Source organism: Yoonia sp. R78084 (assembly GCF_044595625.1).
GTDB lineage: Bacteria > Pseudomonadota > Alphaproteobacteria > Rhodobacterales > Rhodobacteraceae > Yoonia.
In genome coordinates, this window is the sequence record NZ_CP138993.1 from 2,342,122 (window position 1) to 2,367,787 (window position 25,666).

Here is a 25,666-nt window from a genome sequence, read left to right on the forward strand (position 1 = left end):
GAAGGATTAATCATGTCGCATCGTCGCCCTGTGCAAGCCGTAGAAGACTATACCGATGCGTTTCTCGGAACGCTTTGGGTTTTTTTGTTCATGGGCTTCTGGGTGATCGCGGCTGCCGTTGGGTACCTCTGGGTCGCCGCCACCGCCTACGCCATTCTTCAGTGCGTCAAATGGATTGACCGTATCAAGAACGGCTAGGCGCGGGCCGCAATGGCCTTTGCGGCAGCAGACAAGGCACCTTGCCCATGTGGAATGTTCAATGCATTCAACCCCGCTTCGATTGTGCCGAGCGCGCCCATGATCATATGGGCATTCACATGCCCCATGTGGCCAATCCGGAAATAGGCGTCAGCCGGCGACCGGCCCAGCCCGATTCCCAGCGTCAGACCGCATTTATGTTCACACCAATGGCGCAGTGCATCCCCATGGGGCGAACCGATACTGACGGACGTCACCGCATGGGACCGATGCGCAGGATCAGCGATATTCAGGTACATTGGCCCTTCCGACGACCAATGGTCAAAGGCCGTCCAGATGACCTGCGCTAGCTTTTCATGCCGCGCGAAAACATTGTCCAAACCCTCCGCCTTGATGAGGTCCAGCGCCGTGCGCAACCCGTAGAGGTGGTGCGTCGGGGCAGTGCCGTCAAAGTACTGAAAATAGAACTCTGGGTTGGTGCGCGGTCGCCAGTCCCAATAGGTTGTCACCCGGTCACCACGGGCTGCATCGGCCTTTTCATTGAACCAGACAAAGCTGATACCCGCAGGCGTCATCAGGCCTTTTTGGCACCCCGCGACCATGACATCCACGCCCCAAGCGTCCATTTCAAACCGGTCACACCCTAATGACGCAATGCAGTCTGCCATAAGCAGCGCCGGATGCCCAACGCGATCCATGACATCCCGCAGGGCCGCAATATCGTTTTTGACGCTGGTGGAGGTATCGACATGCACTGCGAGAACCGCCTTGATCCGGCCTTCTTTGTCGTTGGCCAAAACCTCTTCCACCTGTGCAAGGCCAATCGGTGATTGCGCGCCATAGTCGATGGTCTCGACCTTTGCGCCTAGCCCCGCGGCCATCTCCCCCCAACCGATGCAAAAACGCCCTGTCGCCAGCACCAGAACGGTGTCGCCAACCGAGATCGTATTGGCAAGGGCCGCTTCCCAAGCGGCGTGTCCGTTTCCAATGTAAATGGCCACGTTGCTGTCTGTCATCGCGATCTCTTTAAGATCCGGCACGAGACTGGCGGTCAAGTCATGCAGCTCACCCTCGTAAATGTTGGGCGATGCGCGGTGCATTGCGCGCAAAACGTCATCAGGAATGACTGACGGACCAGGGATGGCCAAATAAGCACGACCTTGAGATAGCGACATGTTTTGGGGGCTTTCTTTATAACTCGGCAGGACCTTAATGAAGCGCCGTGCAACGTCAACCTTGCCTCGCTTGCTCTATGCCCCCATTTCCGCGTAGACGAGAGAGAGCAGAGTTTGCAAAAGGCCAGTGATGCCCCCTCCTACCCCGAAATCCGGCTCCAAAAAGCAGCAATCTGCCACCAAACTCTTTGGTTGGCTCTGGCGCGATTACCTGCGGGAGCACAAATGGCTGCTCGCTGCAGCCGTCGTCCTGATGATGGTCGAAGGGTCAATGCTGGCACTGATCAGCCGCATGATCCAACCAATGTTTGATGATGTTTTCGCCCAAGGCGACCGGAACGCCCTTTATTTTGTCGGGTTCGGGATCATGACGATCTTTTTCGTCCGCGCGCTCACATCCTCTTGCCAGCGCATCTTGATGCAATGGATCAAAGAGCTCGCGTCAGCTGCCATGCGCAAACATTTGCTGCGGCATATGATGTCGCTCGACAGCGGCTTTTTTCAAATCCACCCACCAGGCCAGTTGATCGAACGCGTGCAGGGCGACGTGAATGTCATTAACTCGGTCTGGAGCAGTTTGCTGACGGCTGTCGCGCGCGATCTGGTGTCATTGATTGGTCTGCTCGCCGTCGCGATCTGGATTGATTGGAAATGGACCTTGATTGCGATCATCGGCATTCCACTCTTGATTCTGCCATCCATTCTTGTGCAGGCCTATATTCGTCGTCGTTCACGCAGTGCGCGTGAAATTGCAGGCAATGTCTCGACCCGACTTGATGAGGTGTTTCACGGCATCAACCCGATCAAGCTCAATGCGCTCGAAACCTATCAGGCAAAACGGTATGACGCGCTGATCCAGCAGGGTGTTACGGCAAGTATGCGCACGACAGCGGGGCAAGCAGCGGTGCCTGCATTGATTGATATCATGACAGGGATCGGTTTTTTGGCAGTCATGCTTTATGGCGGGTCCGAGATTATCGCTGGCGAAAAGACCAATGGCGAATTCATGGCGTTCTTTACGGCCATGTCGCTTGCTTTCGATCCACTGCGTCGCCTTGGCCTGATGAGCGGGCAATGGCAGATGGCCGCAGCAAGCGTGGAGCGTCTGCAATATGTGCTGAACCTGCAGCCGACGATCCTGTCACCTGCCAAAGCCAAAACGGTCCCCCACAGCGCCCCTTCGGTCGCTTTGGAAAATGTGTCCATGAACTACGGTGATCTGCCTGTTTTGCGCGGGGCAAGCTTTACCGCTGAAGCGGGCAAAACCACCGCGCTCGTCGGCGCATCCGGGGCGGGCAAAAGCACGGTCTTTAATGTGCTGACCCGTCTGGTCGAGCCGCGCGAAGGGGCCGCGATGGTCGCAGGCGTTCCGATCACAGACTATGATCTGGCCGACCTGCGCAGCCTGTTTTCTGTCGTCACCCAGGACGCCGCCCTTTTTGACGAAACGCTGCGCGATAACATCCTGCTGGGCCGCGAAGGAGTGGATGAGGCGCATTTGAAATCTGTTCTTGATGCAGCCCACGTCAGTGACTTCCTGCCGTCCTTGCCCAACGGGCTTGATAGCCCCGCCGGACCACGCGGATCAAATCTTTCGGGTGGTCAACGGCAGCGTGTGGCGATTGCGCGTGCGCTCTTGCGTGACACGCCCATCCTGCTGCTGGACGAGGCGACAAGCGCACTGGATACAAAATCCGAAGCAATCGTGCAGCAAGCGCTTGAAAAGCTTTCAACAGGGCGAACAACACTGGTCATCGCGCATCGGCTTTCGACGATCCGCAATGCCGATTCGATCGTGGTCATGGACCACGGCCGCGTTGTTGATCAGGGCGACCATGAAACGCTTTTGGCGCGCGGCGGCATTTACGCAGACCTGCACCGCCTTCAATTTTCGCAAGAGGAGAGCACAGATAATGTCTGACCGGACCGTCCTTTCCATTGGTGGTGATGACCGCGTATCGTTCTTGCAAGGTTTGGTGACGAACGACGTGCGGCGCGCAGACGGCGCGATCATCTACACGGCGCTGCTGACGCCGCAGGGCAAGTTCATTGCTGATTTTTTTGTCATCGGCGAGCAGGACCGCCTGCTGATTGATGTCGCAACATCCCATGCGCAGAAACTAGGCCAGCGGCTTATGATGTACCGGTTGCGCGCGGCGGTGACGATTGAACAGACTGATCTGGTGGTGTCACGCGGCACGGGCACCGCACCCGAGGGCGCTTATGCCGACCCACGCCATGACGCACTTGGCTGGCGCGCCTATGGCGATACAGATATCAGTGACGAAACTGACTGGAACGCGCTCCGCGTCGCAAACCTGATCCCTGAAACCGGCATCGAACTTGACGATGACACCTATGTCCTGGAAGCCGGCTTTGAGCGCCTGCACGGCGTGGACTTCAAAAAAGGCTGTTTCGTCGGGCAGGAAATTGTTGCCCGCATGAAACACAAAACAACGCTGAAGAAGGGATTGGCGCTTGTTTCTGTCGCAGGCACAGCAGTGCCAGGGGATCCGATCACGGCAGACGGGAAACCGGTGGGTACCTTGTATACGATTGATGGCGACAAGGCGCTCGCATTTCTGCGCTTTGACCGGGCCGATGGCCCGATGCAGGCAGGCGAGGCAACCCTCACCCGCCTGAAGTAGGTTTAGGCGCGTTCGGCGTATTCGAACGTTTCAGTGTTCACCACGATATCTTCGTCCTGCCCGACAAAAGGCGGGATCATAACGCGCACACCATTGTCGAGAACGGCTGGCTTGAAGCTGTTTGCGGCTGTCTGGCCCTTCACGACAGGCTCGGTCTCAACAACCTTGCAGACAACTTTCTGCGGCAGGCTGACGTTCAGCGCCTCTTCGCCATAGTATTCGATCTTGACCATCATACCGTCCTGCAAGAACGGGCGGCGGTCGCCCAGAATATCGGACGGCAATGCAATTTGCTCATAGGTGTCGCTGTCCATGAATGTCAGCATGTCGCCCTCTTCAAACAGGAACTGCTGGTCCTTCTGGTCCAGACGCACACGTTCAACCTTGTCGGCGGACCGGAAACGCTCGTTCAACTTGCGCCCGTCGCGCAGATTTTTCAGTTCCACCTGTGCAAAGGCGCCGCCTTTTCCGGGCTTGACGTGATCTACTTTTACAGCGCCCCAGAGACCGCCTTCGTGTTCAAGGACATTGCCGGGACGAATTTCATTACCGTTGATTTTGGGCATGGGTCTGAGGCTCTTTAGATTGTTAAGAAAGGTTGAAAGGTTTCAGTCGCAGCCTATATCCAGCTGGTGGGGAGCTGGCAAGTTCAACCAATCGTGGTCTCTTTTTGCGGCACAAGCCATGCACTGAGCGCATACCTGCCATTCCAAAAGAGAACCCCCGAATCGGATCAAAACGGGCATAAGGGCCCCTACGCGGGAACTACAAGAGCAAAAAAAGGAAATATGATGAGAGATTTCGTCGACGGTACAGCCTTTAACAACGAACAAGGCAACCGTGCCCGCAAACTCTTTGCTGCCGTGGTACTGGCAGCTCTCGACGATGCTATTGCAGATGACAAGAAATACGGAAATGGTCCAGAGCAGATTGCGCGTTGGGCGCGTTCACGTGATGGACGTGAAGTATTGTCATGTGCAGGTATCGACCCGAACGAGCGGGTTGTAAGCGGTTTGATGGAATTCGTGGGTAAAGGTGTGCGGACATCCGTTGCACTGTCACGCGAAGAAAGCGAACGCCGCAATGCAGCCGAGCAAGAGGCACGTGCTGCCTAGGTTTAGACCGGCAGTTTTGCGTTAAAGACGCGGCCCAATGGGCCGCGTTTTTTGTTTACGGTCCTGCGAACATGATCGCGAACAGAACAAAGGGTGCGAATTCACTCACACCCAGCAGTGCAATCAATCCGCGCATCCAAGGGCCCCGATAGCGTCGCCAAAGAATACCGCAACACAACAGTGACAAGGCCACCTCAATCGCGCCCGCGATATTGCCGTAGTGCCGTGGATCCCAATAGCTTACGGGGCTCTGAAAGACCCAATTACTCATCGGCCAGAAATGCGCACGCGCGTCATCGTTGTGCAGCAAAAAATCAAACCCCAGATGCAGCAACGCAGCGCCACACAGCGCGATCATCACAGGCGCGCGGTAAAGCCCCGCAAGCGCAAGTGCGATCCCCCATATGATAAAGGAATTGTCGATCCGGAAGATGCTTTGCCACGCGGCCGAATAGTAAAGCTGGCCAAAAACGATATCGGGCGATGTACCCAAAAGAAGCAGGTGCCAACCCGCCAGCACATAGAGCGACAGGTCAGGGATCAAGGCACCGGCAAAAGCGGCCCTCGTGATTGCAGGGCGCTCTGCCTTCCCAAAGGCAGTAAGACCAAAAATCAGATGCGCTGGCGTGTTCATGCTCTTTCCCCGCGCCCTCTGCGCCCCTATGAAGTTAGCTAAAGGAGCACCAATGACCAGAGCGATCATGATCCAGGGGGCTGGCTCGAACGTGGGCAAATCCATGCTCGTGGCGGGCATCGCGCGGGCCTGTGTCAAACGCGGCATGTCTGTCGCCCCGTTCAAACCACAGAACATGTCCAACAACGCAGCCGTCACCGCTGATGGCGGCGAGATCGGGCGCGCGCAGGCGTTGCAGGCCTTGGCCAGCGGGCTGGAACCGATGGTTGATATGAACCCGGTGCTTTTGAAACCTGAAACAGATATCGGCGCGCAGGTGATCGTGCAGGGCAAACGCTTTGCCACGATGAAGGCGCGCGACTACGGCAAGCAGAAAGCGAAACTGCTGCCGCCTGTATTGGAGAGTTTCCAGCGGATTGGCTTGGGCCGTGATCTGGTAATTGTCGAGGGCGCCGGAAGTCCCGCCGAAGTGAACCTGCGCACAGGCGATATTGCCAATATGGGCTTTGCCTCGGCTGCCAATGTGCCTGTGGTCCTTGTAGGCGATATTGACCGTGGCGGTGTAATTGCACAACTGGTGGGCACTCATGCGATCCTGCCACCTGAGGACTTGGCCCTGATCAAAGGCTTTGCCATCAATAAATTCCGCGGTGATCCCACGCTCTTTGCGGCGGGCATGGATATTATCGCCGCGCGCACAGAGTGGACGCCTCTCGGTATTGTGCCATGGTTTGCGGATGCGTGGAAACTGCCTGCCGAAGACGTCATGGACATCGCCAGCCGCAAAGGCGGTGCCATCAAGATCGCTGTACCACGCCTGAACCGTATCGCGAATTTTGATGACCTCGACCCGCTTACCGCGACACCTGATGTGACCGTTGAGATCATCGAGGCAGGCCGCCCCCTTCCCGGTGATGCTGATCTTGTCATCATTCCAGGGTCCAAATCCACGATTGCCGATCTGGCGCATTTCCGCGCGCAAGGGTGGGACATTGACTTGCAGGCCCATGTGCGACGCGGCGGGCATGTCTTGGGCATTTGTGGCGGCTACCAGATGCTGGGCAAAGAGATTATCGACGATGACGGGATCGAAGGCCCCCCTTCACGCGTCAGCGGTTTGGGCCTTTTGGACGTTCGCACTGTGATGGCCCCGCAAAAGAGGCTGGCCCTGTCAAACGCCTCCTATTTGCCCAGCGGGGACGAGGTCAGCGGCTATGAGATCCATATCGGCCAGACGGACGGCCCCGACTGCACACGCGCGTGGCTGTCGTTGGATGGGCGCGGTGAAGGGGCGGCATCCCCTGACGGGCGGGTGATGGGGTGCTATCTGCACGGGTTGTTCGCCGCGGATGCTTTCCGCGCGGCGTTTCTGGCGGATATCGGCAAACCCGTCACACATCATGACTATGCGCAAAGCGTGACAGACACGCTTGACGCACTGGCCGACCATCTGGAAACCCACATGGATATCGACGCGCTACTTGGCTTGGCGCATTAGTCTTGGCCCATTTCACGGCTGGTCAGAACGCGGTTGATCTCGCGTCGGACCAGTTTGCGCACATTGCGGGTGATCCGTTCACCAAGCTCTCCGCCCAGTTCCTCATGGACAATCTCGGCCACGAGGCGACGCAGCGCCTTATCATCAAGGCCGGACATCACAGAGGCCACAACAGCATCTTTCGTCGCTTCGACGGTGGATTGATTAGGTAATGACGGCTGCAAGGACTGTGGCGCGACCGCATCAGTCTTCTGCACGGCATGCACAAAAGGCGGCTCTGGTTCAGCAGCTTCTGACGAATCAGTCTGCGGCTTCTGGAACGCGCTGGCGGCCCATGCCGCCTTGGCAAAGCGCTCACCCTCGTCGGCCTCCCAGTCATCAAACTGCGCTGTCACTGCGGCCTCAAGCTCTGCAATCGTGGCTTCCAGACCTGCCTTGTCATAGGTCTTGACCGGTGGCAGCGTCTTCACCGCGACTGGCGGTGATCCACCATTCTGGGCCGCATTTGTTGGGCTTTCCGGTTGATTACCTCCGTCGATACGCAGGTCAGGCGTCAGGATAAGACGGTCTAACAGGATCCGCGACCGTGAACGCTGCGGTTCTTTATGCGAGACGAAATCACGCACTGACGAAACAAGGTCATCAATGTCTTCATCATGCGCCATTCTTGACATCCTGCTCATCCCGAATTTGCACCCAGTTGCAGAATTTTAGCGAAGGCCGATGCCTCGAACAACTGTGCGATTAATCTTTTCCAATCGCTTGCAAAACACGGTCCAGCGCCGCCCCCTGAGACGAGACGGCAGATGGCGCATCTTTGACCAGATTATAGTAGGCCGATGGATCATATTGCTGCACCGGCAGGTTCAAATGATCAGCTGTCAAAAGCCCCATGGCGGACAAAAGTGCATAAGAGGCAATCACTTCGTTTGACTGGGCAGCAATCCGGTTCGCACGCGCATCAAGCAGTTCCTGTTCTGCGTTCAACACGTCCAATGTGGTGCGCGACCCAAGGGTCGCTTCCTCGCGCACACCTTCAAATGCAACGCTGGCCGCGCGGATCTGCTGTTCGGACGCCTGACGTGATGCCTGCGCCACCTGCAGCGAGGCAAAAGCATTGCCCACCTCTTGTTCGACAGCCATCACACGCAGGTGCAACCCAGAACGGGCCGCATCACGGTTGGCCTGCACTTGGCGGAACTGGCTGAGGATCTGGCCACCGCGATAGATCGGGCCGCCAATGCTCAGGCCAACCTGGGCAGAGGTGTTTGCTTCGTCGTCCGTGCTCACCGAACCGTTCAAGGAAACCGAAGGTCGCGTGGCAGATTCGGCGCGCCGGATGTTGATCTCTGCCGCGGCAACCGAATGCTGCGCCTCAAGTACGCTGGGGTGGTTGCGCACGGCAAAGGCCTTGGCATCATCAAGCGTGCGCGACACCGGCGCGGGGCTGACGGTCCGTGGACCAGCTGGCGCGCGGCCGATCGCCGCCTGATATTCCTCGGCTGCTTGCGCTAGATCGCCCTGCGCTGCTGCCAACAGGCTGCGTGCAGCGGCAAGCCGCGCCTCAGCAAGAGCGACATCTGTCCGCGTCACTTCACCGACCTCGAACCGGTCCTGTGCGGCGCGGAATTCCTGCGTGATCAGGCGCACGTTGTTCTGGCGCAACTGGACAAATTCGCCTGCACTCAGGACATTCATATAGGCCTGCACCGCGCGCAGCAGCACATCCTGCTCAACGCCCCGCAGCGACTGCCGTGTGCCAAGCACCACTTCTTTCTGGGCCTCGATTCCAAGCCGCCCGACACCAAAGTCAAACAATGTCACATCACCCGAAATCTGCGCCAGAACAGAGTCCGTTGTCGTCACCACAGGCACTTCAACGCGCCTTCTCGTGGCCGAAATCGACCAGTTGATCACAGGCAAGGTTGCCGCAACGGATTGGGCCACACCTTCGTCAGCGGCGCGCAACAGAGCGCGGTTCTGCTCGAGCAGGCCGGAATTATTGTAAGCGGCGGCCAAGGCATCAGCCAGAGTATCCGCCTTCAATGCGGGTGCGCCGATAAATGTCAGCGCGATCGCGACAACGGCCAGTCCCTTAGATCTCATCATGCGAAACTCCAAAGCTTTTATAAGTATGTACGTCATGACGCACGCGATTGATCACTCTTTAGAGTGCAAAAGCGCGGTCCTTTTCAAAACCCTTCAGCACAGGTGCGCTGGCATTGAACGAAAAGCGCCAGTTCACGACGCCGTCAATCTTATGGCCAATGCGCACCACGCCGAGCGTCCCTTCTGCAAACACAGCGGCAATCCGGCCACCTTCGCGCAACTGGTCCAAAATCGCCGCAGGGACTTGCTCTGCACCACCTTGCAGGATGATCACGTCATAGGGTCCGGACTTGGCCGCACCGTCTGCCAACGGGCCAAACATCACCGCCGCATTGTCAACGCCCTGCCCCGAAAGAAGCGTTTGCGCTTCTTCGGCGCGTGCCTCGTCATCTTCAATGGCCACAACAAAGTCGCACATGTGAGCCAGGACAGCCGTCGAATACCCAAGTCCACAGGCCACATCGAGCACAACGTGACTTGGCTGGATATCCAGCGCGTCAATCATTTTGGCCAAAGTGCGCGGTTCGAGCAGAACGCGACCACCGCCAATTTCAAGGTTTTCACCAACATAGGCCGCTTCGCGTTTGCCGTCCGGCACAAACGCTTCGCGTGGTACCGACAACATTGCATCAATGATTGGGAATTTTGTCACGTCCGAAGGGCGCACCTGTGAATCGACCATCATTGTGCGGCGGGAGGTATAGTCAGTCACGATCTAAACTCTTTCGTTCAGTTTGTTTGATGTCTCATGCCATAGATGGCACGACACGGCAACATTGAACATCGCATAAACCAGCACAGCAAGACAAAGCCCGCCGCCTGCGCTGCATCTTTGTCATCTCTTTACGCGCCTGCGCTCGCAGATGCCTGCCTGGGCAGCATTAGTTGGATGGCCGCGCGCTGCGGCTGACAACCTCGTAGCGGCCACCTGCCCCGTTGATTTCACGGCTATCGAGAAGCTCAAAACCCGTCAGATCAAGTTCGTCCAGATGGCGCTTGCGCCCTGCGATCACAATCGCACTGTCTGAAGCAATCAGTGCCACGAGTTCATTCTGGCTATCAATCTGCACAACATCGCGACCAGCGTAATATGAAAAGATCCCAGGATAGGTCCGATAGGCCACAGGAGTATAGCCGTTCTCTGCAAGCCTTCCCAGATGCTCTGCTGTGATGCGGGTTGATGCGCTTTCATTCATCCCCGGCAGCAGGACAGCCGCAAGCAGGAGACTCCACCCAACCATCACAGCCGATTGCACGAGGAGGGCTGCCTGACCGGCTTTGCGCAACCAGACCAAGAGGCCCGCGAGGACAATCAAAAGACCCCCACAAAGCAGCGCGCCAAGTTGGTACGCCGCGGCTTCCTCGCTGAACGAAAATGCCATTAATGCCGCCCCGAAGATTGCCATCATCCCCGCGACGCCCACCCATGCGCGCGGCACAAAGCCTGAGGCAAGGAGCGCACCAATCAGCAATGACACCTGCACCAAGATGGGCAGAACATAGACCCCGACTTTGCCGTCAAGCAGCGACAACGTCATGAAATGCGCAAAAGCGCCGATTGCGAGAATGCCAACAGGGCTCAACTGGCGGCGGGCTCTCCACATCGCAGCAGGCCACTGCAAAACGCGGGCCCAAGGCAGTGCCAGCGCAAAGCCTGTCCAGGGCAAGAGCAAAACGGGTAGCACGATAAAGTAATAGATGAACGGTTCGCTATGGTGGAACGTATCTGTGGCCCGCGCGACAACTTGTTGGCCGATGATCTGTTCGCTGAAAAACGCCCAGCCCTCAACCATGATGATCCCAACGGCCCAGCTCGCCATGACCAGTACGGAAAACAACAACCCCAGAAGCGTCGTCAACCGCAGGATCGCCGCACCGCGCCCTGCCCAAACTGCGGCCCCCCAGACAGCAACCAGCGGCAACAAGAGCCCCAGCGGGCCTTTGACCAGCACCGCAAGACCGCAGAGCGCAAAGCCGAGGTAGGCATGTCTTGCCGCTTCCCCATTGTAGTAGTGTCGGTGCAGATAAGCCTGTCCACCCATCATCAGGGCCACGAAAAGCAAATCCATACGCACGTAATGCAGCAAGAGCACCATGCCAAAGATGCTGAGTTGTACAAGCATTCCGGCAGCAAACCCCGCACGGCCGATACCGACGGCATTTGCCAGCGCACGCATCGCAAAAAGCAGGAAAATCGCCGACACGGCAGAGCCAAGCCACATCAGCCCCGGCATCTCGACGCCCGGTATCAGATCAAGCGCTGCGAGCAGCAGGAAATAAACAGGGGGCTTGTCTGGATAGGCCTCACCATTGAGGTTGAGGACAATCCAGTGACCATCACGCACAAGATTGGAATAAACCTCAGCATAGCGGACTTCGTCAGAAAACCACAGCCACCGTGCATCGAGCACAGGCAGCGTTTGTGTCAAAATCACCGCGATCCCGATCATGATCGGAAAACGCACCACAAAATCCCACAGTTTTGTCATTTTATCCCAAACGTTCGCGACGGATCAGCCAGAGATTGCGGGAGTAAATAATCACGCCCATGGACTGCCCCAGAATAAAGACCGGATCGCCTCGGTAGATTGCATAGGACAGCAATACGGTCCCGCCAACGATCGAAAAATACCAGAATGCGACAGGCACAGTTGAGCGCCCCGCCTTTTCAGAGGCGATCCACTGGACCAAGAACCGCGCGGTAAAGGCCATCTGACCGCCAAGGCCGATCATGACCCACGTAAATTCAGCCCAACTGTCGACATTCAGAAACTCAAACATGAGGCAAATTTCCTGTATTGTGCCGCAACACTTCTGACATCTTATTGACGCGCTTGCGTCGGCGGATCAGCCAGCTGACCCCGATCAGATCAAAGATCCCGACGATGCCGCGCTGGAAGTTATTGTATTTTGACCGGCCAGCACCGCGTTCACGGTGACTGACATCGACATGTGTCATATCCCATCCGTCGCGGATGAACAAAGCGGGCAAATACCGGTGCATGTGGTTAAAGACCGGCAGGACCAAAAACGCGTCACGGCGAAACGCCTTGAGCCCGCAGCCGGTGTCGCGGGTGCCGTCCTTCAAAAGCGCCGAGCGCAGCTTGTTGGCAAATTGAGATGCAAGCCGTTTCGAAAGCGTATCGCGCCGCCCCACACGCTGGCCTGCGACCAATGCCAGATTGCCGGACGTATCGGCCAGCAAAGGCGCAACCAGCTTTGGCAGCTCGAACGGCGGGTTCTGGCCATCGCCATCAAGCATGGCAATAATTGTCCCCGTTGCGCGCAAGACCCCGCTATGGATCGCCGCACTCTGCCCGCCCACATGAGGGTGTGTCACAATAACAAGACGCGGCTCTTTGGCTTGCAGGGCGCTCAAGACCTCTTGTGTGTGGTCTGTCGAGGCATCGTCGACAAAAATGATTTCATGCAGGGGATAGGCCGCGCCGGTTTCCAATATCTCAGCCACCAATGTGCCAATGTTGTCCGCCTCGTTATGCACGGGGACCACGATTGAAACGTTTTGCATGTGTCTCTCGAACTCTCGTTTTGCCACTGCCAGTGTAGAATAAACCCACCTTGCAAGAGCAGACATGCTCAAAGTCGATGCGCCAGACCCAAACCCCACCAGTCACACAGGGGCCATTACACGTGACTGTCGGCTAGCGAAGGGCACAAAAGAAGTCAATCTTGATCACGGCATAGATGCCTGCGCCAACGGTCCATCCGTGGCGCATATGTCGCTTGCTGAACGGGATATCTGCGCCAAGAAGCAAACTTCCGCCCATGAACCGGTGCGCCAGCACGCGTGAGCTAGAAGGAATGCCCAGGTGGCATCACACTCTGAACGCGCGCAAGTGAAAAAGACAATTTGTGTCGGAGGTAACAATCCCGCACCGAACAGCCTGTCAGGTGAGGTTCATAAATTCATTTGGAGGCGAGTACCGGAATCGAACCGGTCTACACGGATTTGCAATCCGCTGCATAACCTACCTGCCCACTCGCCTCGTAGACACGTCACCTAAGGATGACGCCAGATAAGGTCAAGCGCTTAGATAAACGCAGCTTACGACTTGGGCAAGAACTGAACGCGACCGGGGCCAAAGCCCGTTTCCTTTCCGGCGACACCACGGTAACCTTCGTTGCAACAGGGATCGGGTCATCCGATAGCGTATTGATTTGGAAGTCGGGATGCCGCGCACAGTTCTCTTTGTCACCGGAACACGGGCCGATTTCGGCAAGCTTGAGCCTTTGGCGGTTGCAACGCGAGATGCGGGCTTTGATGTATCGTTCTTCACAACCGGAATGCACATGCTTGAACGCTACGGGCTGACCAAGCTGGAGGTGCACCGCACAGCAGGGGTGCAGGTTCATGAATTCCTCAACCAGCGGCCCGGCGATCCGCAGGACATGGTGTTGGCCAAGACGATCATCGGGTTTTCGGATTTCGTCAAAGAGCACACGCCGGATCTTGTTGTGATCCATGGCGACAGGGTAGAGGCGCTTGCCTGCGCGCTTGTCTGCGCCACGAATTACATTCGTTGCGCGCATATCGAAGGGGGCGAAGTATCGGGCACGATTGACGAGATTTACCGCCATTGTAACAGCAAACTGGCCAGCCAGCATTTTGTATCTTCTCAGGATGCCGCACGGCGCGTGATGGCGCTGGGCGAGCCTGAAGCGAATATCCGCGCCATCGGATCGCCCGAGCTGGATTTTCACGCAGGGCCATCGGGCGTCACCCTCGCCCAAGTTCGGGAGCACTATGCCATACCTTTCGATGATTACGGCATTTGTGTTTTCCACCCTGTCACCTCCGAAGCCGACACGATGGGTGCACAAGCCGATGCGCTTTTTGGCGCACTGGATCAGTCAGGTCGCAACTTTGTGGTCATCGCCCCGAACAATGACCCAGGGTCTGCTGCCATTTTTGATGCGATTGCCCGCTTGCCCAAAGAGCGGTTCCGCGTTCTGCCATCCATGCGTTTCGCCCACTTCTCGGAACTGATGAAGAATGCCAAAGCCATGGTTGGCAATTCATCGGCAGGTGTGCGCGAAGCCCCGTTCCTTGGCCTGCCATCCCTTGATATTGGCACACGCCAGACAAATCGCGCCAAATCACCGTCCGTTTTTTTCGCCGATGCGACAGATACCGCAGCGATCAAGACATTCTTGCAGAACAGATGGGGCGAGGCATACCCGCGTCACGACGCCTTTGGCGGTGGCAGCGCGTCCGAGCGGTTTGTGGACGCCCTGAGATCCGAGGATTTCTGGCAGAGTTCCTTGCAAAAGACCTTTCATGACATCCCAGGCTGACATGCATCGGGGTTTGGCGTTGCGCAGCTATTTGGCGGCAAGCCATCTGATTGCGCTGGCAGCCAAGCCCGTGCTGCGCCGTCGATTGCAGCGCGGCAAAGAACACGCGACGCGCTGGCAGGAAAAGATGGGCCGGAACTTCGCCCCGCGCCCTGAGGGTTCACTGATCTGGCTCCACGCGGTCGGGTTGGGCGAAGTGCTTTCCCTGCGCGGCCTGATCGAACGCTTGGGGCAAAAACGGCCTGATCTGTCGTTTCTCGTGACATCGACCACCGCGACATCGTCTGAAGTCTTTGCCAAGAACGCCCCACCCCGGACGACGCATCAGTTCCTGCCGCTTGATGCGCCCGCCTTTCGCCGCCGGTTTCTCGAGCATTTCCGCCCTGATTTGTGCATCTGGGTCGAGCAAGACCTCTGGCCGGGCATGGTTAGCGATCTGGCCGGTCGCCAAGTGCCGCAATGCATGGTGGCCGCGCGCATGAATGCTGCGTCATTCCGCTCGCACCAGAAGGCATCGGGGCTTTACCGTGACCTTTACAGCGCGATGGCAATGATCACGGCACAGGATGACGCGACCGCAGCCCATCTCGCCTCACTTGGTGCCAAGGTGAAGGTCACAGGGTCGCTCAAACCTGCCGCGCCATTGCTGGCCTGCGATACGGCGGAGTTGGAGAGGTTACAGGAAACGCTCGGCCAGCGTACGATTTGGGCCGTTGCCCCCGCGCATCACGACGACATTGCTCTTGCGTATGATGCCCATCAGAAACTGCGTGAGACCGACCCAAGGGCCCTTCTCATTATTGCTCCCAGAATGCCGCAGGACGCCATTGAAGAGCTTGGCCCGCGCAGGTCCAAGGGTGAGGTTCCCGCAACGGGCGATGCCGTCTGGCTCTGCGATACTTTCGGTGACCTGGGCCTGATCTACCGCCTTGCGCAGACCGTGTTGATCGGCGGGACTTTCGGCGATGTCGAGGGGCATAACCCGTGGGAAGCCGCCGCTTTGGGCTGTGCAATCCTGCATGGACCGCGGGTGGCAAACTTCAAAACCGATTATGCCCAACTGGCGGCGGTTTCCGGCGCAATGACGGTCGCAACGGCCGATGATATTGCCGCTGCACTGGTGTCAGCGGATTTGTCGCGCATCGCGGAAAACGCAGGGCAGGCGATCAAGTCAGCAAGCGCACAAACCGATGCGCTGGCCGCAGATGTGCTTGATCTCTTCGACCGCACCACAGCAACCTAGCTATTGCCCGATATCTTCTGGCCCCACAGCGGTTGCCTTGATGATGGCATAGATCTTCTGTCCTACCGCCAAATTCATCCGCAATGCGCTGCGCCGTGTCACCCGCGCCAAAAGGTGATCGTTCCCCGCACGCAGCCCGACCGCTACACCGGGGCCGCGCCCTTGTTCAACGCGGGTGATCTCAACAGGCAGCACGTTCAATGCGCTTAATCCTTCAGGGGCGACCGTTGCGAGGATCACATCCTGCGCCGGAATACGCACACGGATTGTTTGGCCCAATACACCCAAAATCCCCGGCAAGATCAAACGCCCGCCCGAAAAGGCAAGCTCGGTCAGACCATCGTCCAGCAACCGCCCCGCAACTTTGGTGGTGATCACCGCACCCGCTGCGCGGACGCCGACCAACGGCATCGTTTCGGGCTGGGACAATACCTGACCTACCGGTCCAGAGGCCACCACCTGACCTGCGTCCAGCACCACAAGCGTCGTAGCCAAGCGGGCGACCTCGGACACATCATGGCTGACGTATAGCATGGGTGTTTCGACCTCATCGCGCAGCCGTTCGATAAACGGCAGGATTTCAGCCTTACGCGGGGCATCAAGGGCAGCAAGCGGTTCATCCATCAGTAAAAGCTGCGGATCACACATAAGCGCACGGCCCAAAGCGACGCGCTGGCGCTCGCCCCCTGACAGACCTGCGGGCATCCGTTCAAGCAGATGCGAAAGTCCCAGCACATCAATCACGCGGGCCGCATCATGGTCGCCACCATAGGTCAGATTGCGCTGAACAGTCATATGCGGAAATAGACGCGCATCCTGGAAGACATAGCCGATGCGCCGTTTGTGCGGCGGCAGCTGTTGGTCTGTCGCCGCATCAAAGAGGACGGCATCACCGACAGTAATCCGCCCCGTATTAGGGCGCAAAAGCCCTGCGACAGCATTGACCAGTGACGTTTTACCCGACCCCGAACGCCCGAAAATCGCCGTTACGCCTTTGGGTGCCTCGAATTGCACATCGAGGTCAAACGTGCCCAGCCGCTTTTGGATATCGACCGTGATCATCTGCCTGTCACCCGCTTGGCCATGCGGCGTGCCAGCCACTCGGACAGGATGAGCGCGCCCATCGCAAGGATGACCGACACGATTACCAGTGACAGCACCGCAGGCTCGCTCCCGGGGACCTGCAACAGACCGTAGATCGCTGTGGGGATGGTCTGGGTCTCGCCGGGGATCGCGGCGACAAAGGTGATGGTCGCGCCAAACTCGCCCAGCGCCTTGGCAAAGCCCAGGATCGCGCCCGCGAGTATACCCGGCACCACCAAGGGCAGTGTCACCGTGCGCCAAACCCGCATACGCGACGCACCAAGGGTAGATGCGGCTGCCTCCAAGCCCGGATCAACTGCTTCGAATCCCAGCCGGATCGCGCGCACCATCAGGGGAAACGCCATGATTGCGGCGGCCAGTGCCGCCCCCGTCCAGCGAAAGGCAAAACTGATGCCAAAGGTCTGGTACAGCAGACTGCCCACCGGCCCTTGCTGGCCGAAAAGTACCAGCAAAAGATACCCCGTGACCACTGGCGGCAAGACCAACGGCAAATGCACTAACCCGTTCAGTAGCTGGCGGCCCGGAAAGGATTTCCGCGCCAGGATATACGCCACCCAAATAGCCACCGGGAGTGCCGCCAAGGTCGCCACAAGCGCCACGCGCAATGACAACCAGATCGCGGTCCATTCCGCGGGTCCGAGCGCGTCGATCATGACGGATCGTCCATAGGCGGCAGCAAACCGGCCTCTGCCAAAATGGCCTGGCCCTGCGGTCCGCGCAGATAGGTCAGCACTTCTTGCGCGGCGATGTCAGCGTCATTGGTCAGCGCTGCAACATAGCGTATCGGCGGATGGCTGTCGGCCGGAAACAGAGCAACCTGGGCAACATCCCGCGTGATCCGCGTGTCGCTTTGATAAACGATCCCCAAAGGCGCCTGCCCGCGCGCCACCAACGCCAGTGCGGCACGCACATTGTCCACTTCGGCCAGCTTGTCCTCCAAGTCCCCCCACAAGCCAAGCGACTGCAACGCCGCCTTGGCGTAGATGCCTGCCGGAACTGCCTGCGTAAGCCCGACGGCCATGCGCCCTGCCTCCAACGAGTCCAAGATCGCCTCTGATGTCAGCGGCACGGGGCCAGCACCTTCTGGCCCAATCATCACCAAGCGGTTGCTGGCAAAATCAAACACGCTCTCGGCTTGCACATGATCGCCCGCGACCAGGACATCCATCCAATCGGTATTCGCCAGAAGCACAATGTCCGCAGGCGCACCGAAACTGACCTGCCGCGCCATGGTGCCACTGCCGCCATAAGAGACAACAACATCATCAAACTGCGCCGCAATCAGGTCGACGGGTTCTTTCAGGCTGGCTGCGGCAAAGATCAGAACCTCGGCCCGCGCTGCAGGGGCGGTTAGTAACAGAGCAAGGCTGATCAGAAGTGTACGTAATCTCATGGCGCGACTATCGGGGCGTTTACGGCCCCTTGCAAGTGTCAGGCCCAGCGCGGGCGACGCGCCGCCAAGGTTTGCACACCGGTGCGCACAGCATCGCTGATCGGCCCCTCGCGCGGGAAGTCGCGCAGCGTGGTGATCCAGTGCGCTTCGGGGTAGTGCTTGCGCAGCGGGCTGGTCCACGTCAAAGCACCGAGGATCGCTTGGGACGCGGGCGGCAAGACATCTGGAATGTCGTGGCCATTCAGCGTCGCCCAAACCCCTGTCCAAAGCCGACCCACCGACCATGGGTTATACCCGCCGCCCCCTAGAACCAGATAACGGGGCGACAGCGGGCGCAGGGCTGCGACAATCGCCCAATGGGCGTTGTTTGACAGGGCCAGCCGCGATTGACGGTCTTCTGCCACCGCATCTGCCCCACATTGCAGGACAATCGCATCAGGGCCGAAATCAGCGACCAAAGGCAAGATCAGCGCATCGCGGATCAGCGCCATTTCGGTATCGTTCAATCCTGCGGGCACGGGGAGGTTATAGGCCTGCCCTACACCCATATCCGTTAGAGCACCTGTCCGCGGCCAGCGGTTTACCTCATGCACCGAGATTTGCAGCGTATCCGCATCATCGGCAAAAGCATGCTCGACCCCGTCAGGGTGGTGGGCGTCAATATCAATATAGGCAATCTTCTGGGCGCCGTTGCGGCGCAAGGACTGGATCGCCAGCACCGGATCATTGAGGTAGCAAAAGCCGTTTGCGCGGTCTGGCAACCCGTGATGCGTGCCGCCTGCAGGGGAATAGATTACACCGCCGTCGCGCAGCAATTCGCCCGCCAAAAGCGACGCACCCGCAGACGTGGCGGGCCTGCGGAACATTTCCTTGAAGATGGGGTTGGACGGGGTGCCCAGATTGTGTTTGCGGCGTATCTGCTCACTCACGCTCTGCGCCGCCTCGGCCGCCTGCAACGCGGCCAGATAGGTCGGTGTGTGATAGCCCGTGAGCGCCGCCGCCTTGGCGCGGGGACTGGTGATAAACTGCGCAGGCGGCAGCCAGCCCAGACTGCGCGCAAGGTCCATCACCGTCGAGACACGTGGCACGCGTAACGGATGCCACGCCCCATAGCTGGAGTGCCGATAGATCTCGGAACCGATAAAACGCGCATGTGGGGTTGCGTGTGGAATGGATGCTTGCATAACGTCTGACATACAATCTGATGTAATGCGATTTGCGGCAGAGAACATGGCAAAACCAGTCGCAAAACAGCTCCCCTTGAAGCTGCGGACCGGACACAAGACAGACGTACGGGCCCAGTTTGCGGCCCTCTGCTGGCGTGTGAAAAACGACAAGGTCCAGATTTGCCTGATTACCAGCCGCACGCGCAAACGCTGGATCATCCCCAAGGGCTGGCCCATGCACAAACAAACGCCCGCCAGCGCTGCCGCTACGGAGGCCTTTGAAGAGGCGGGGCTAAGTGGTGAGGCCATTGATTTCTGTCTTGGGGTGTTCAGCTACAGCAAGCCGCAAAAAGTAGATAACGCCCCCATCGTCACGATGGTTTATCCGCTGCATGTCACCCATGTGCATGCGGACTGGCCTGAAAAAGAGCAGCGGCGGCGCAAGTGGATGTCGCCCGCCAAAGCCGCCAAGAAAATCAAAGAGCCTGAACTGAAGCGCATTGTCGCGGGGTTCAAGCCACATAAGATCCTGCGCTAGCAGCCGCTTGCAGCGCTGCATAAAAGGCCTATTTATCAGTATGACGTAAGCAATAGGTTGTGATGATCCGTTTCCACCTCAAATGTGAAGAAGACCACGAATTCGAAAGCTGGTTCCAGTCGGGCGAGGCATTCGACAAGCTTGTCGCGGCCAATATGGTGAATTGCACCGCTTGCGGCACCACCAACGTCCGCAAGACGATCATGGCACCAGCTGTGAGCACCTCATCGCGGATCACGGCTCCGAAACCGTCCGAGGCAGACCTCGCCGCATTACGTGAGAAAGTCGAAGCGCATTCCGACTATGTCGGTAAGGGTTTCGCAAAAGAGGCCCGCGACATGCATGACGGCCTTGTCCCCGAACGCCCGATCTACGGCGAGGCGAACCTGAAAGAAGCCAGAAAACTGGTCGAAGACGGGATTCCCGTTGTGCCGCTGCCTTTCATGCCACGCAAGAAGACGAACTGATTCCACAAAGACAGGACCTCCTATGACGACACTGATCACAGGGGCCAATCGCGGAATTGGTCAGGCGCTTATGGGACTTTATGCTGACGCGGGCGAACCTGTCATCGGCACACATCGCGCGGCTGATGCAGGGCCGATGTATGAACTTGATGTCAAAGACCCCGCATCACATGCCGCCTTGGCGGCGCGTCTTGGGGATAGGCCGATTGATCTTCTGGTTTGCAACGCAGGTGTCTATCTCGACAAAGGGCAAACACTGGCCGGTGGCTACCCCGCAGACATGTGGGAACAGATGTTTGCTGCAAACGTCACCGGTGTCTTCCTCACGATCCAACACCTGCTCCCTCATTTGCAGCGCGCCAAAGCAGGCAAAATCGCGATCATCTCGTCGCAGATGGCGTCGCACACGCGTGCCCCCGGTGGCAGTTACATCTATCGGGCCAGCAAGGCTGCAGCGCTCAACCTTGGGCGCAATCTGGCCACTGATCTGGCACCAGAAGGTATCGCTGTCGGCATCTATCATCCCGGCTGGGTACGCACCGACATGGGCGGCGACAGCGCCGACATCTCGATGGAAGAAAGCGCCGCAGGACTGGCAGCAAGATTTGCCGAACTGAGCCTGGAAACGTCAGGCTGTTTTCTGACGTGGGACGGGCAGGAACACCCTTACTAACTATTTGCCCTTTGCAGCCACGCGCTTTAAAGGGAGCGCTGATTATTCAGACGTTATCGAAAGACAGCCCATGCCAACGCTCGTGATGAAATTCGGCGGCACTTCGGTGGCCAACCTTGACCGTATCGCACGCGCTGCAAAGCGCGTGGCTGTCGAGGTCGCCAATGGCTATGATGTGATCGTTATTGTCTCGGCGATGTCAGGCAAGACCAATGAGCTGGTCGGCTGGGTCAATGAAACATCCCCGCTTTATGATGCCCGCGAATACGATGCAATCGTGTCATCGGGCGAAAACGTGACCGCGGGCCTGATGGCACTGCGGTTGCAGGAAATGGATATCCCCGCGCGCAGCTGGCAGGGCTGGCAGGTGCCTGTCAAAACCACCTCGGCCCATTCGAACGCGCGTATCGAAGAGATACCCACCGAACGGATCAACGCCAAGTTCGGCGAAGGCATGAAAGTCGCAGTCGTCGCGGGCTTTCAGGGCATCAGCCCCGAAGGCCGCATCACCACATTGGGGCGCGGTGGCTCCGATACAACGGCCGTGGCCTTTGCCGCCGCCTTCGGGGCCGAGCGTTGCGATATCTACACTGATGTTGACGGCGTCTACACGACCGATCCGCGTATCACGAGCAAGGCGCGCAAGCTTGACAAGATCGCCTTCGAGGAAATGCTGGAACTGGCCTCATTGGGTGCAAAGGTTTTGCAAACCCGCTCGGTTGAACTGGCCATGCGCTATAAAGTGCGCCTGCGGGTGCTGTCATCTTTTGAGGAACCATCGGACAGCGCCGGAACGCTGGTTTGCGATGAGGAGGAAATCATGGAATCCAATGTTGTGGCCGGTGTCGCCTATTCCCGCGACGAAGCGAAAATGACCCTGATTTCGGTGGCCGACCGTCCCGGTATCGCCGCCGCGATCTTTGGGCCATTGTCCGAGGCCGGCGTAAACGTGGACATGATCGTGCAAAACATCTCGGAAGAGGGGCGCACGGACATGACGTTCTCTTGCCCGACCGATCAGGTCAAACGCGCCGAAAAGGCGATGCAGGATGCCAAGGCCAGCGGCGCGATCAATTTCCACGACTTGGTTGCTGATGAAGGCGTGGCCAAAGTCAGCGTCGTTGGGATCGGCATGCGCAGCCACACTGGTGTTGCGGCCAAGATGTTCCGTGTGCTTTCTGCTGAAGGTGTGAACATTAAGGTCATCACAACCTCAGAGATCAAGATTTCCGTATTGATCGATAGAAAATACATGGAACTTGCCGTGCAAGCCCTGCATGATGCTTTCGAATTGGAAAAAGCGGGCTGACGCATTTGTGTGCCAGCCCGTTCCACAGGAGGGGCTATGCCACATCGGCTAGAAAGCGAAAGCCGTAAGCTGCTTGGACGGCTGCGCGAGGCGCTCGCAGCTGACAATGAAGGTCAGGCGCGGCTCGATGCGGTTGTGAACCTTATTGCAGATTCGATGATGACCGAGGTCTGCTCGATCTATCTCTTCCGTGATGCCGAGACGCTCGAACTATGCGCAACCAAAGGTCTGCAGGCCGAGGCCGTGCACCAGACGCGGATGCGCCTGGGCGAGGGTCTTGTCGGACGAACCGCCTATAGCCGCACAGTCATCAACACCGCCGATGCGCCAGCCGCCAAGGGCTTTCGCTATATGCCCGAAACAGGGGAAGAGCGTTATTCGTCTTTCTGCGGCGTCCCGATCCAGCGTCTTGGCGATGTGCTGGGCGTGCTGGTCGTCCAGTCCAAAGCGGCCCGCGAATATACGCCGGATGAGGTCTACGCGCTTGAAATCGTGGCGATGGTCATTGCAGAGATGACCGAGTTAGGCGCCTTTGTCGGTGAAGGTGCCGCACTTTCGGCCCGCCACCAACAGCCTGTCATGCTGCGCGGCTCGATTGCGCAGGAAGGGGCCAGCGAGGGTGTCGTTTACCTGCACGAACCCCGCGTTGTGGTCACGAATCCGATTTCGGAAGACCCCGAAACCGAGGCCGCGCGCCTGCGCGACGCAATTGAGGATCTGCGCAAGGGCGTTGACAATATGCTGATGGGGGCACGCTCGGTTGATACCGATCAGGTGCAGGTGCTTGAGGCCTACCGCATGTTTGCCAATTCAACCAGTTGGCTCAAGCGGATGGAAGAGGACGTCAAAAGTGGTCTCTCCGCCGAAGCCGCGGTGGAAAAAGAACAATCCCACGCCCGCTCCCGTTTGTCGCGTGCGGCAGACCCCTACTTGCGCGAACGGCTGCATGATCTTGATGATCTCTCGAACCGCTTGCTACGCATTCTGACCGGCCAAGGGGCTGAAGCCCGTGCAGACATGCCGGACAATCCGATTCTAGTGGCCCGCAATATCGGGCCCGGTGAACTACTGGAGTATGGCAAGAAAATCCGCGGCATTGTGCTCGAAGAAGGCTCGGTCGGCAGTCACGCCGCTATTGTCGCGCGGGCATGGGCGATCCCGCTCATCATCAACGCCAAAGGCGTCACCCGTGAGGCCTTGAACGGCGACCCCATCCTTGTCGATGGCGATCAGGGCATCGCGCATTTGCGCCCTGATGAGACCGTGCAAGCCGCGTTCCGCGACAAAATCGCGATGCAGACGCGCGCGCAGGAACGCTATGCCTCAATTCGCGACCTGCCTGCGGAAACCAAATGTGGCACGCGCATCTCCTTGCAGATGAACGCTGGCCTGATTGCGGACCTGCCGTCGCTGGCGGGCTCGGGTGCGGAAGGCGTCGGGCTCTTCCGGACTGAATTGCAGTTCCTGATCCGCACCCAAATGCCGCGCCGTGCCGAGCTTTCAGCGCTTTATGCGCGTGTGCTGAAAGCCGCAGACGGCAAACGGGTGGCGTTTCGCACACTTGATATCGGGTCGGACAAAGTGCTGACCTACATGAAGCCCAACGATGAACCGAACCCTGCAATGGGTTGGCGCGCGATCCGTGTGGGACTTGATAAACCGGGCGTATTGCGGATGCAGTTGCAGGCACTGCTGCGCGCAGCAAACGGTCAGCCCCTGACGGTAATGTTCCCCTTTGTCACCCAGATGAATGAATTTCGCGCGGCACGCGCCGAAATGGACAAGGCCATGGCGCGCGAAACCAAATTGGGTCACGCCTTGCCCTCCAAACTCGACGTGGGTGCGATGCTGGAAACACCCTCGCTCGCCTATGCGCCAGATGCGTTTTTCGAAGAAGTCGATTTCATTTCCATCGGCGGTAACGACCTCAAACAGTTCTTCTTCGCCGCCGACCGCGAGAATGAGCGCGTGCGCAAACGCTACGATACGCTGGACACCAGCTTTCTGGCCTTCCTGAGCCATGTCATCAAACGCTGCGAGAAAAGCGGAACACCGCTGTCCTTCTGCGGCGAAGATGCAGGGCGCCCTGTTGAGGCCCTTTGCTTTGCCGCCCTTGGCCTGCGCACCCTGTCAATGCGCCCTGCCTCGGTCGGTCCGGTCAAGCATCTCTTGCGCCGCGTTAATCTGGATGAGGTGAAGGCGGTGATGGATGAAGCGATCGCCAATGGCGACCAGTCCGTGCGCCGTGCAGTAGCCGACTGGCTCGTCTATCAGGTCTGAGGCAGCTTGCCTGCGGCCAGAACCGCATGGAAGTGATCCGTGACTGCCTGTTCACCATAGATGCGCGCCAAGCGGCGCAGCCCGAAATGCACATGGGCCATCGAGACGTAGTAATCGACAAAGGCGTAATTGGTGCCAGCGCCCGCCGCGGCACCCAAAATAGGCACCGCCTGAGTCGCCAGCTTTTGCGACAGGACAGTGGCAAACTTCGGGGCCACTTTGCTGATCAACCCGTTTACAGCCGCACCCGAGATACTGAGCCGCGCACCGATAAAGGCCGTGTCGATCCCGTCATCGCCACTCCCCGGTCCGCCCGCACCAAAGACGGCAAGGCATTCGACCTTGGTTTCTTCCGCATCCGGATCTTCCCCGTAGGTCACCGCCACATGATGGACTGCACGGAAGATCACAGTGGTCGCCACGGGCAATTCGGCAAGTGCAGTTGGCAGACCGCCCACACCACCAAAGGCACCTGAAATCGTTCCCAAAATCTTGTGGATACGGTCGGAGCCAATCGTCTGCCCGCGCCCCTTGCGCGACTGGCTTGCGATGTCAAAACTATGGCGCAATGCCGTGCGTGCCAGATCGTCCATCTGACCACGGACACCTGCGGGCAACATTTTGAGCCCGTCTTCGACCTGCCCGCCGACATAGTTGATTGCGGTCATCAACATGCCATTTGCCTTGCGTTGACGCGCGGCCAAAGCAGCAATCTCGGCCTTTGCCGCATCGCTGAGCGGTGGGGGCGGGTTCGGAGGATTGATCTCTTTCATCACGGCGCTTTTGTCATCCATCCCTCT

Annotated in this window: 27 protein-coding genes and 1 tRNA gene; 13 read left to right on the top strand and 15 right to left on the bottom strand. The window is 58.3% G+C overall.

The features are described 5' to 3' along the window. The first annotated feature begins 12 nt into the window (after positions 1-12). Positions 13-198 carry a hypothetical protein gene (locus SJY29_RS11760; RefSeq protein ID WP_110278319.1) on the top strand — a complete coding sequence of 62 codons (186 nt, stop codon included), beginning with the start codon at positions 13-15 and terminating at the stop codon, positions 196-198. On the opposite strand, the gene SJY29_RS11765 is transcribed toward SJY29_RS11760, so the two are convergent. Beyond that, entirely contained in the window at positions 195-1,373 is a 1,179-nt protein-coding gene (locus SJY29_RS11765; RefSeq protein WP_400083189.1) for a pyridoxal-phosphate-dependent aminotransferase family protein, read from the bottom strand. The genes SJY29_RS11760 and SJY29_RS11765 overlap by 4 nt on opposite strands. 130 nt (positions 1,374-1,503) lie before the next feature. Between SJY29_RS11765 and SJY29_RS11770 the strand changes: the two genes are divergently transcribed. Further along, entirely contained in the window at positions 1,504-3,294 is a 1,791-nt protein-coding gene (locus SJY29_RS11770; protein ID WP_400083192.1) for an ABC transporter ATP-binding protein, read from the top strand. Further along, the gene (locus SJY29_RS11775) at positions 3,287-4,021 is read left to right on the top strand and encodes a YgfZ/GcvT domain-containing protein (protein ID WP_400083194.1); all 735 of its coding nucleotides are present in this window, start codon (positions 3,287-3,289) and stop codon (positions 4,019-4,021) included. Before SJY29_RS11770 ends, SJY29_RS11775 begins: the two co-directional genes overlap by 8 nt. A 2-nt stretch (positions 4,022-4,023) precedes the next feature. On the opposite strand, the gene efp is transcribed toward SJY29_RS11775, so the two are convergent. Beyond that, a complete protein-coding gene (gene efp, locus SJY29_RS11780; protein WP_076659252.1) occupies positions 4,024-4,587 on the bottom strand; it encodes an elongation factor P in 564 nt (187 codons plus the stop codon). 225 nt (positions 4,588-4,812) lie between these two features. On the opposite strand from efp, the gene SJY29_RS11785 reads away from it, so the two are divergent. Beyond that, on the top strand, positions 4,813-5,136 hold the full coding sequence (locus SJY29_RS11785) for a DUF6280 family protein (RefSeq protein ID WP_055294189.1): 324 nt from the start codon (positions 4,813-4,815) through the stop codon (positions 5,134-5,136). A 55-nt stretch (positions 5,137-5,191) separates the two neighbouring features. Here SJY29_RS11785 and SJY29_RS11790 read toward each other — a convergent pair whose 3' ends face one another. Next, positions 5,192-5,770 carry a cobalamin biosynthesis protein CobQ gene (locus SJY29_RS11790; protein ID WP_400083198.1) on the bottom strand — a complete coding sequence of 193 codons (579 nt, stop codon included), beginning with the start codon at positions 5,768-5,770 and terminating at the stop codon, positions 5,192-5,194. 52 nt (positions 5,771-5,822) lie between these two features. On the opposite strand from SJY29_RS11790, the gene SJY29_RS11795 reads away from it, so the two are divergent. Continuing rightward, positions 5,823-7,268 (top strand): cobyric acid synthase, encoded by a 1,446-nt coding sequence (locus SJY29_RS11795; RefSeq protein WP_400083200.1) that lies wholly within the window; start codon positions 5,823-5,825, stop codon positions 7,266-7,268. Here SJY29_RS11795 and SJY29_RS11800 read toward each other — a convergent pair. The 6 genes from SJY29_RS11800 to SJY29_RS11825 all read right to left on the bottom strand — a co-directional run bounded on the left by SJY29_RS11800 (position 7,265) and on the right by SJY29_RS11825 (position 12,906). Continuing rightward, positions 7,265-7,933 carry a hypothetical protein gene (locus SJY29_RS11800; protein WP_400083203.1) on the bottom strand — a complete coding sequence of 223 codons (669 nt, stop codon included), beginning with the start codon at positions 7,931-7,933 and terminating at the stop codon, positions 7,265-7,267. The two genes, SJY29_RS11795 and SJY29_RS11800, sit on opposite strands and share 4 nt — an antisense overlap. A 79-nt stretch (positions 7,934-8,012) precedes the next feature. After that, on the bottom strand, positions 8,013-9,377 hold the full coding sequence (locus SJY29_RS11805; protein ID WP_400083206.1) for a TolC family outer membrane protein: 1,365 nt from the start codon (positions 9,375-9,377) through the stop codon (positions 8,013-8,015). A 58-nt stretch (positions 9,378-9,435) separates the two neighbouring features. Beyond that, a complete protein-coding gene (locus SJY29_RS11810; protein ID WP_400083209.1) occupies positions 9,436-10,089 on the bottom strand; it encodes a protein-L-isoaspartate O-methyltransferase in 654 nt (217 codons plus the stop codon). Between the two features lie 169 nt (positions 10,090-10,258). Then, positions 10,259-11,866, bottom strand: coding sequence for an ArnT family glycosyltransferase (locus SJY29_RS11815; RefSeq protein ID WP_400083212.1), 1,608 nt, complete (start codon positions 11,864-11,866; stop codon positions 10,259-10,261). Between the two features lies 1 nt (position 11,867). Beyond that, positions 11,868-12,158 carry a lipid-A-disaccharide synthase N-terminal domain-containing protein gene (locus SJY29_RS11820; protein ID WP_055294178.1) on the bottom strand — a complete coding sequence of 97 codons (291 nt, stop codon included), beginning with the start codon at positions 12,156-12,158 and terminating at the stop codon, positions 11,868-11,870. Further along, entirely contained in the window at positions 12,151-12,906 is a 756-nt protein-coding gene (locus SJY29_RS11825) for a glycosyltransferase family 2 protein (RefSeq protein WP_400083215.1), read from the bottom strand. The genes SJY29_RS11820 and SJY29_RS11825 overlap by 8 nt, the downstream gene beginning before the upstream one ends. Positions 12,907-12,970: 64 nt before the next feature. Here SJY29_RS11825 and SJY29_RS11830 point away from each other — a divergent pair, with 64 nt between their 5' ends. After that, positions 12,971-13,189, top strand: coding sequence for a hypothetical protein (locus SJY29_RS11830; protein WP_400083218.1), 219 nt, complete (start codon positions 12,971-12,973; stop codon positions 13,187-13,189). A 120-nt stretch (positions 13,190-13,309) separates the two neighbouring features. Here the strand turns inward: SJY29_RS11830 and SJY29_RS11835 are convergent. Further along, positions 13,310-13,383 (bottom strand) — tRNA-Cys (locus tag SJY29_RS11835). A gap of 185 nt (positions 13,384-13,568) precedes the next feature. Here SJY29_RS11835 and neuC point away from each other — a divergent pair. Next, positions 13,569-14,693, top strand: a complete 1,125-nt coding sequence (neuC, locus tag SJY29_RS11840; protein WP_400083220.1) for a UDP-N-acetylglucosamine 2-epimerase — start codon at positions 13,569-13,571, stop codon at positions 14,691-14,693. Beyond that, a complete protein-coding gene (locus SJY29_RS11845) occupies positions 14,677-15,936 on the top strand; it encodes a 3-deoxy-D-manno-octulosonic acid transferase (protein ID WP_400083223.1) in 1,260 nt (419 codons plus the stop codon). The genes neuC and SJY29_RS11845 overlap by 17 nt, the downstream gene beginning before the upstream one ends. On the opposite strand, the gene modC is transcribed toward SJY29_RS11845, so the two are convergent. The 4 genes from modC to SJY29_RS11865 are packed head-to-tail and all read right to left on the bottom strand — an operon-like array spanning position 15,937 to position 19,629. Continuing rightward, the gene (gene modC, locus SJY29_RS11850) at positions 15,937-16,998 is read right to left on the bottom strand and encodes a molybdenum ABC transporter ATP-binding protein (protein WP_400083225.1); all 1,062 of its coding nucleotides are present in this window, start codon (positions 16,996-16,998) and stop codon (positions 15,937-15,939) included. Continuing rightward, positions 16,995-17,693 carry a molybdate ABC transporter permease subunit gene (modB, locus tag SJY29_RS11855; protein WP_400083228.1) on the bottom strand — a complete coding sequence of 233 codons (699 nt, stop codon included), beginning with the start codon at positions 17,691-17,693 and terminating at the stop codon, positions 16,995-16,997. Before modB ends, modC begins: the two co-directional genes overlap by 4 nt. Then, the gene (gene modA / locus SJY29_RS11860; RefSeq protein WP_400083231.1) at positions 17,690-18,433 is read right to left on the bottom strand and encodes a molybdate ABC transporter substrate-binding protein; all 744 of its coding nucleotides are present in this window, start codon (positions 18,431-18,433) and stop codon (positions 17,690-17,692) included. The genes modB and modA overlap by 4 nt, the downstream gene beginning before the upstream one ends. A 38-nt stretch (positions 18,434-18,471) precedes the next feature. Next, positions 18,472-19,629 (bottom strand): acetoin utilization protein AcuC, encoded by a 1,158-nt coding sequence (locus SJY29_RS11865; RefSeq protein ID WP_400083234.1) that lies wholly within the window; start codon positions 19,627-19,629, stop codon positions 18,472-18,474. Positions 19,630-19,663: 34 nt separating this feature from the next. Here SJY29_RS11865 and SJY29_RS11870 point away from each other — a divergent pair, with 34 nt between their 5' ends. From SJY29_RS11870 to ptsP, 5 genes are all read left to right on the top strand, one after another. Further along, positions 19,664-20,137, top strand: coding sequence for an NUDIX hydrolase (locus SJY29_RS11870; protein WP_110278305.1), 474 nt, complete (start codon positions 19,664-19,666; stop codon positions 20,135-20,137). Between the two features lie 62 nt (positions 20,138-20,199). Continuing rightward, on the top strand, positions 20,200-20,604 hold the full coding sequence (locus SJY29_RS11875; RefSeq protein WP_400083237.1) for a DUF1178 family protein: 405 nt from the start codon (positions 20,200-20,202) through the stop codon (positions 20,602-20,604). Between the two features lie 22 nt (positions 20,605-20,626). Continuing rightward, positions 20,627-21,277, top strand: coding sequence for an SDR family oxidoreductase (locus SJY29_RS11880; RefSeq protein WP_400083240.1), 651 nt, complete (start codon positions 20,627-20,629; stop codon positions 21,275-21,277). A 70-nt stretch (positions 21,278-21,347) separates the two neighbouring features. After that, on the top strand, positions 21,348-22,586 hold the full coding sequence (locus SJY29_RS11885; RefSeq protein WP_110278302.1) for an aspartate kinase: 1,239 nt from the start codon (positions 21,348-21,350) through the stop codon (positions 22,584-22,586). 36 nt (positions 22,587-22,622) lie between these two features. Then, positions 22,623-24,866 carry a phosphoenolpyruvate--protein phosphotransferase gene (gene ptsP / locus SJY29_RS11890; protein ID WP_400083243.1) on the top strand — a complete coding sequence of 748 codons (2,244 nt, stop codon included), beginning with the start codon at positions 22,623-22,625 and terminating at the stop codon, positions 24,864-24,866. On the opposite strand, the gene SJY29_RS11895 is transcribed toward ptsP, so the two are convergent. Next, positions 24,857-25,660 carry an EcsC family protein gene (locus SJY29_RS11895; protein WP_400083245.1) on the bottom strand — a complete coding sequence of 268 codons (804 nt, stop codon included), beginning with the start codon at positions 25,658-25,660 and terminating at the stop codon, positions 24,857-24,859. The genes ptsP and SJY29_RS11895 overlap by 10 nt on opposite strands. Positions 25,661-25,666 lie beyond the last annotated feature (6 nt).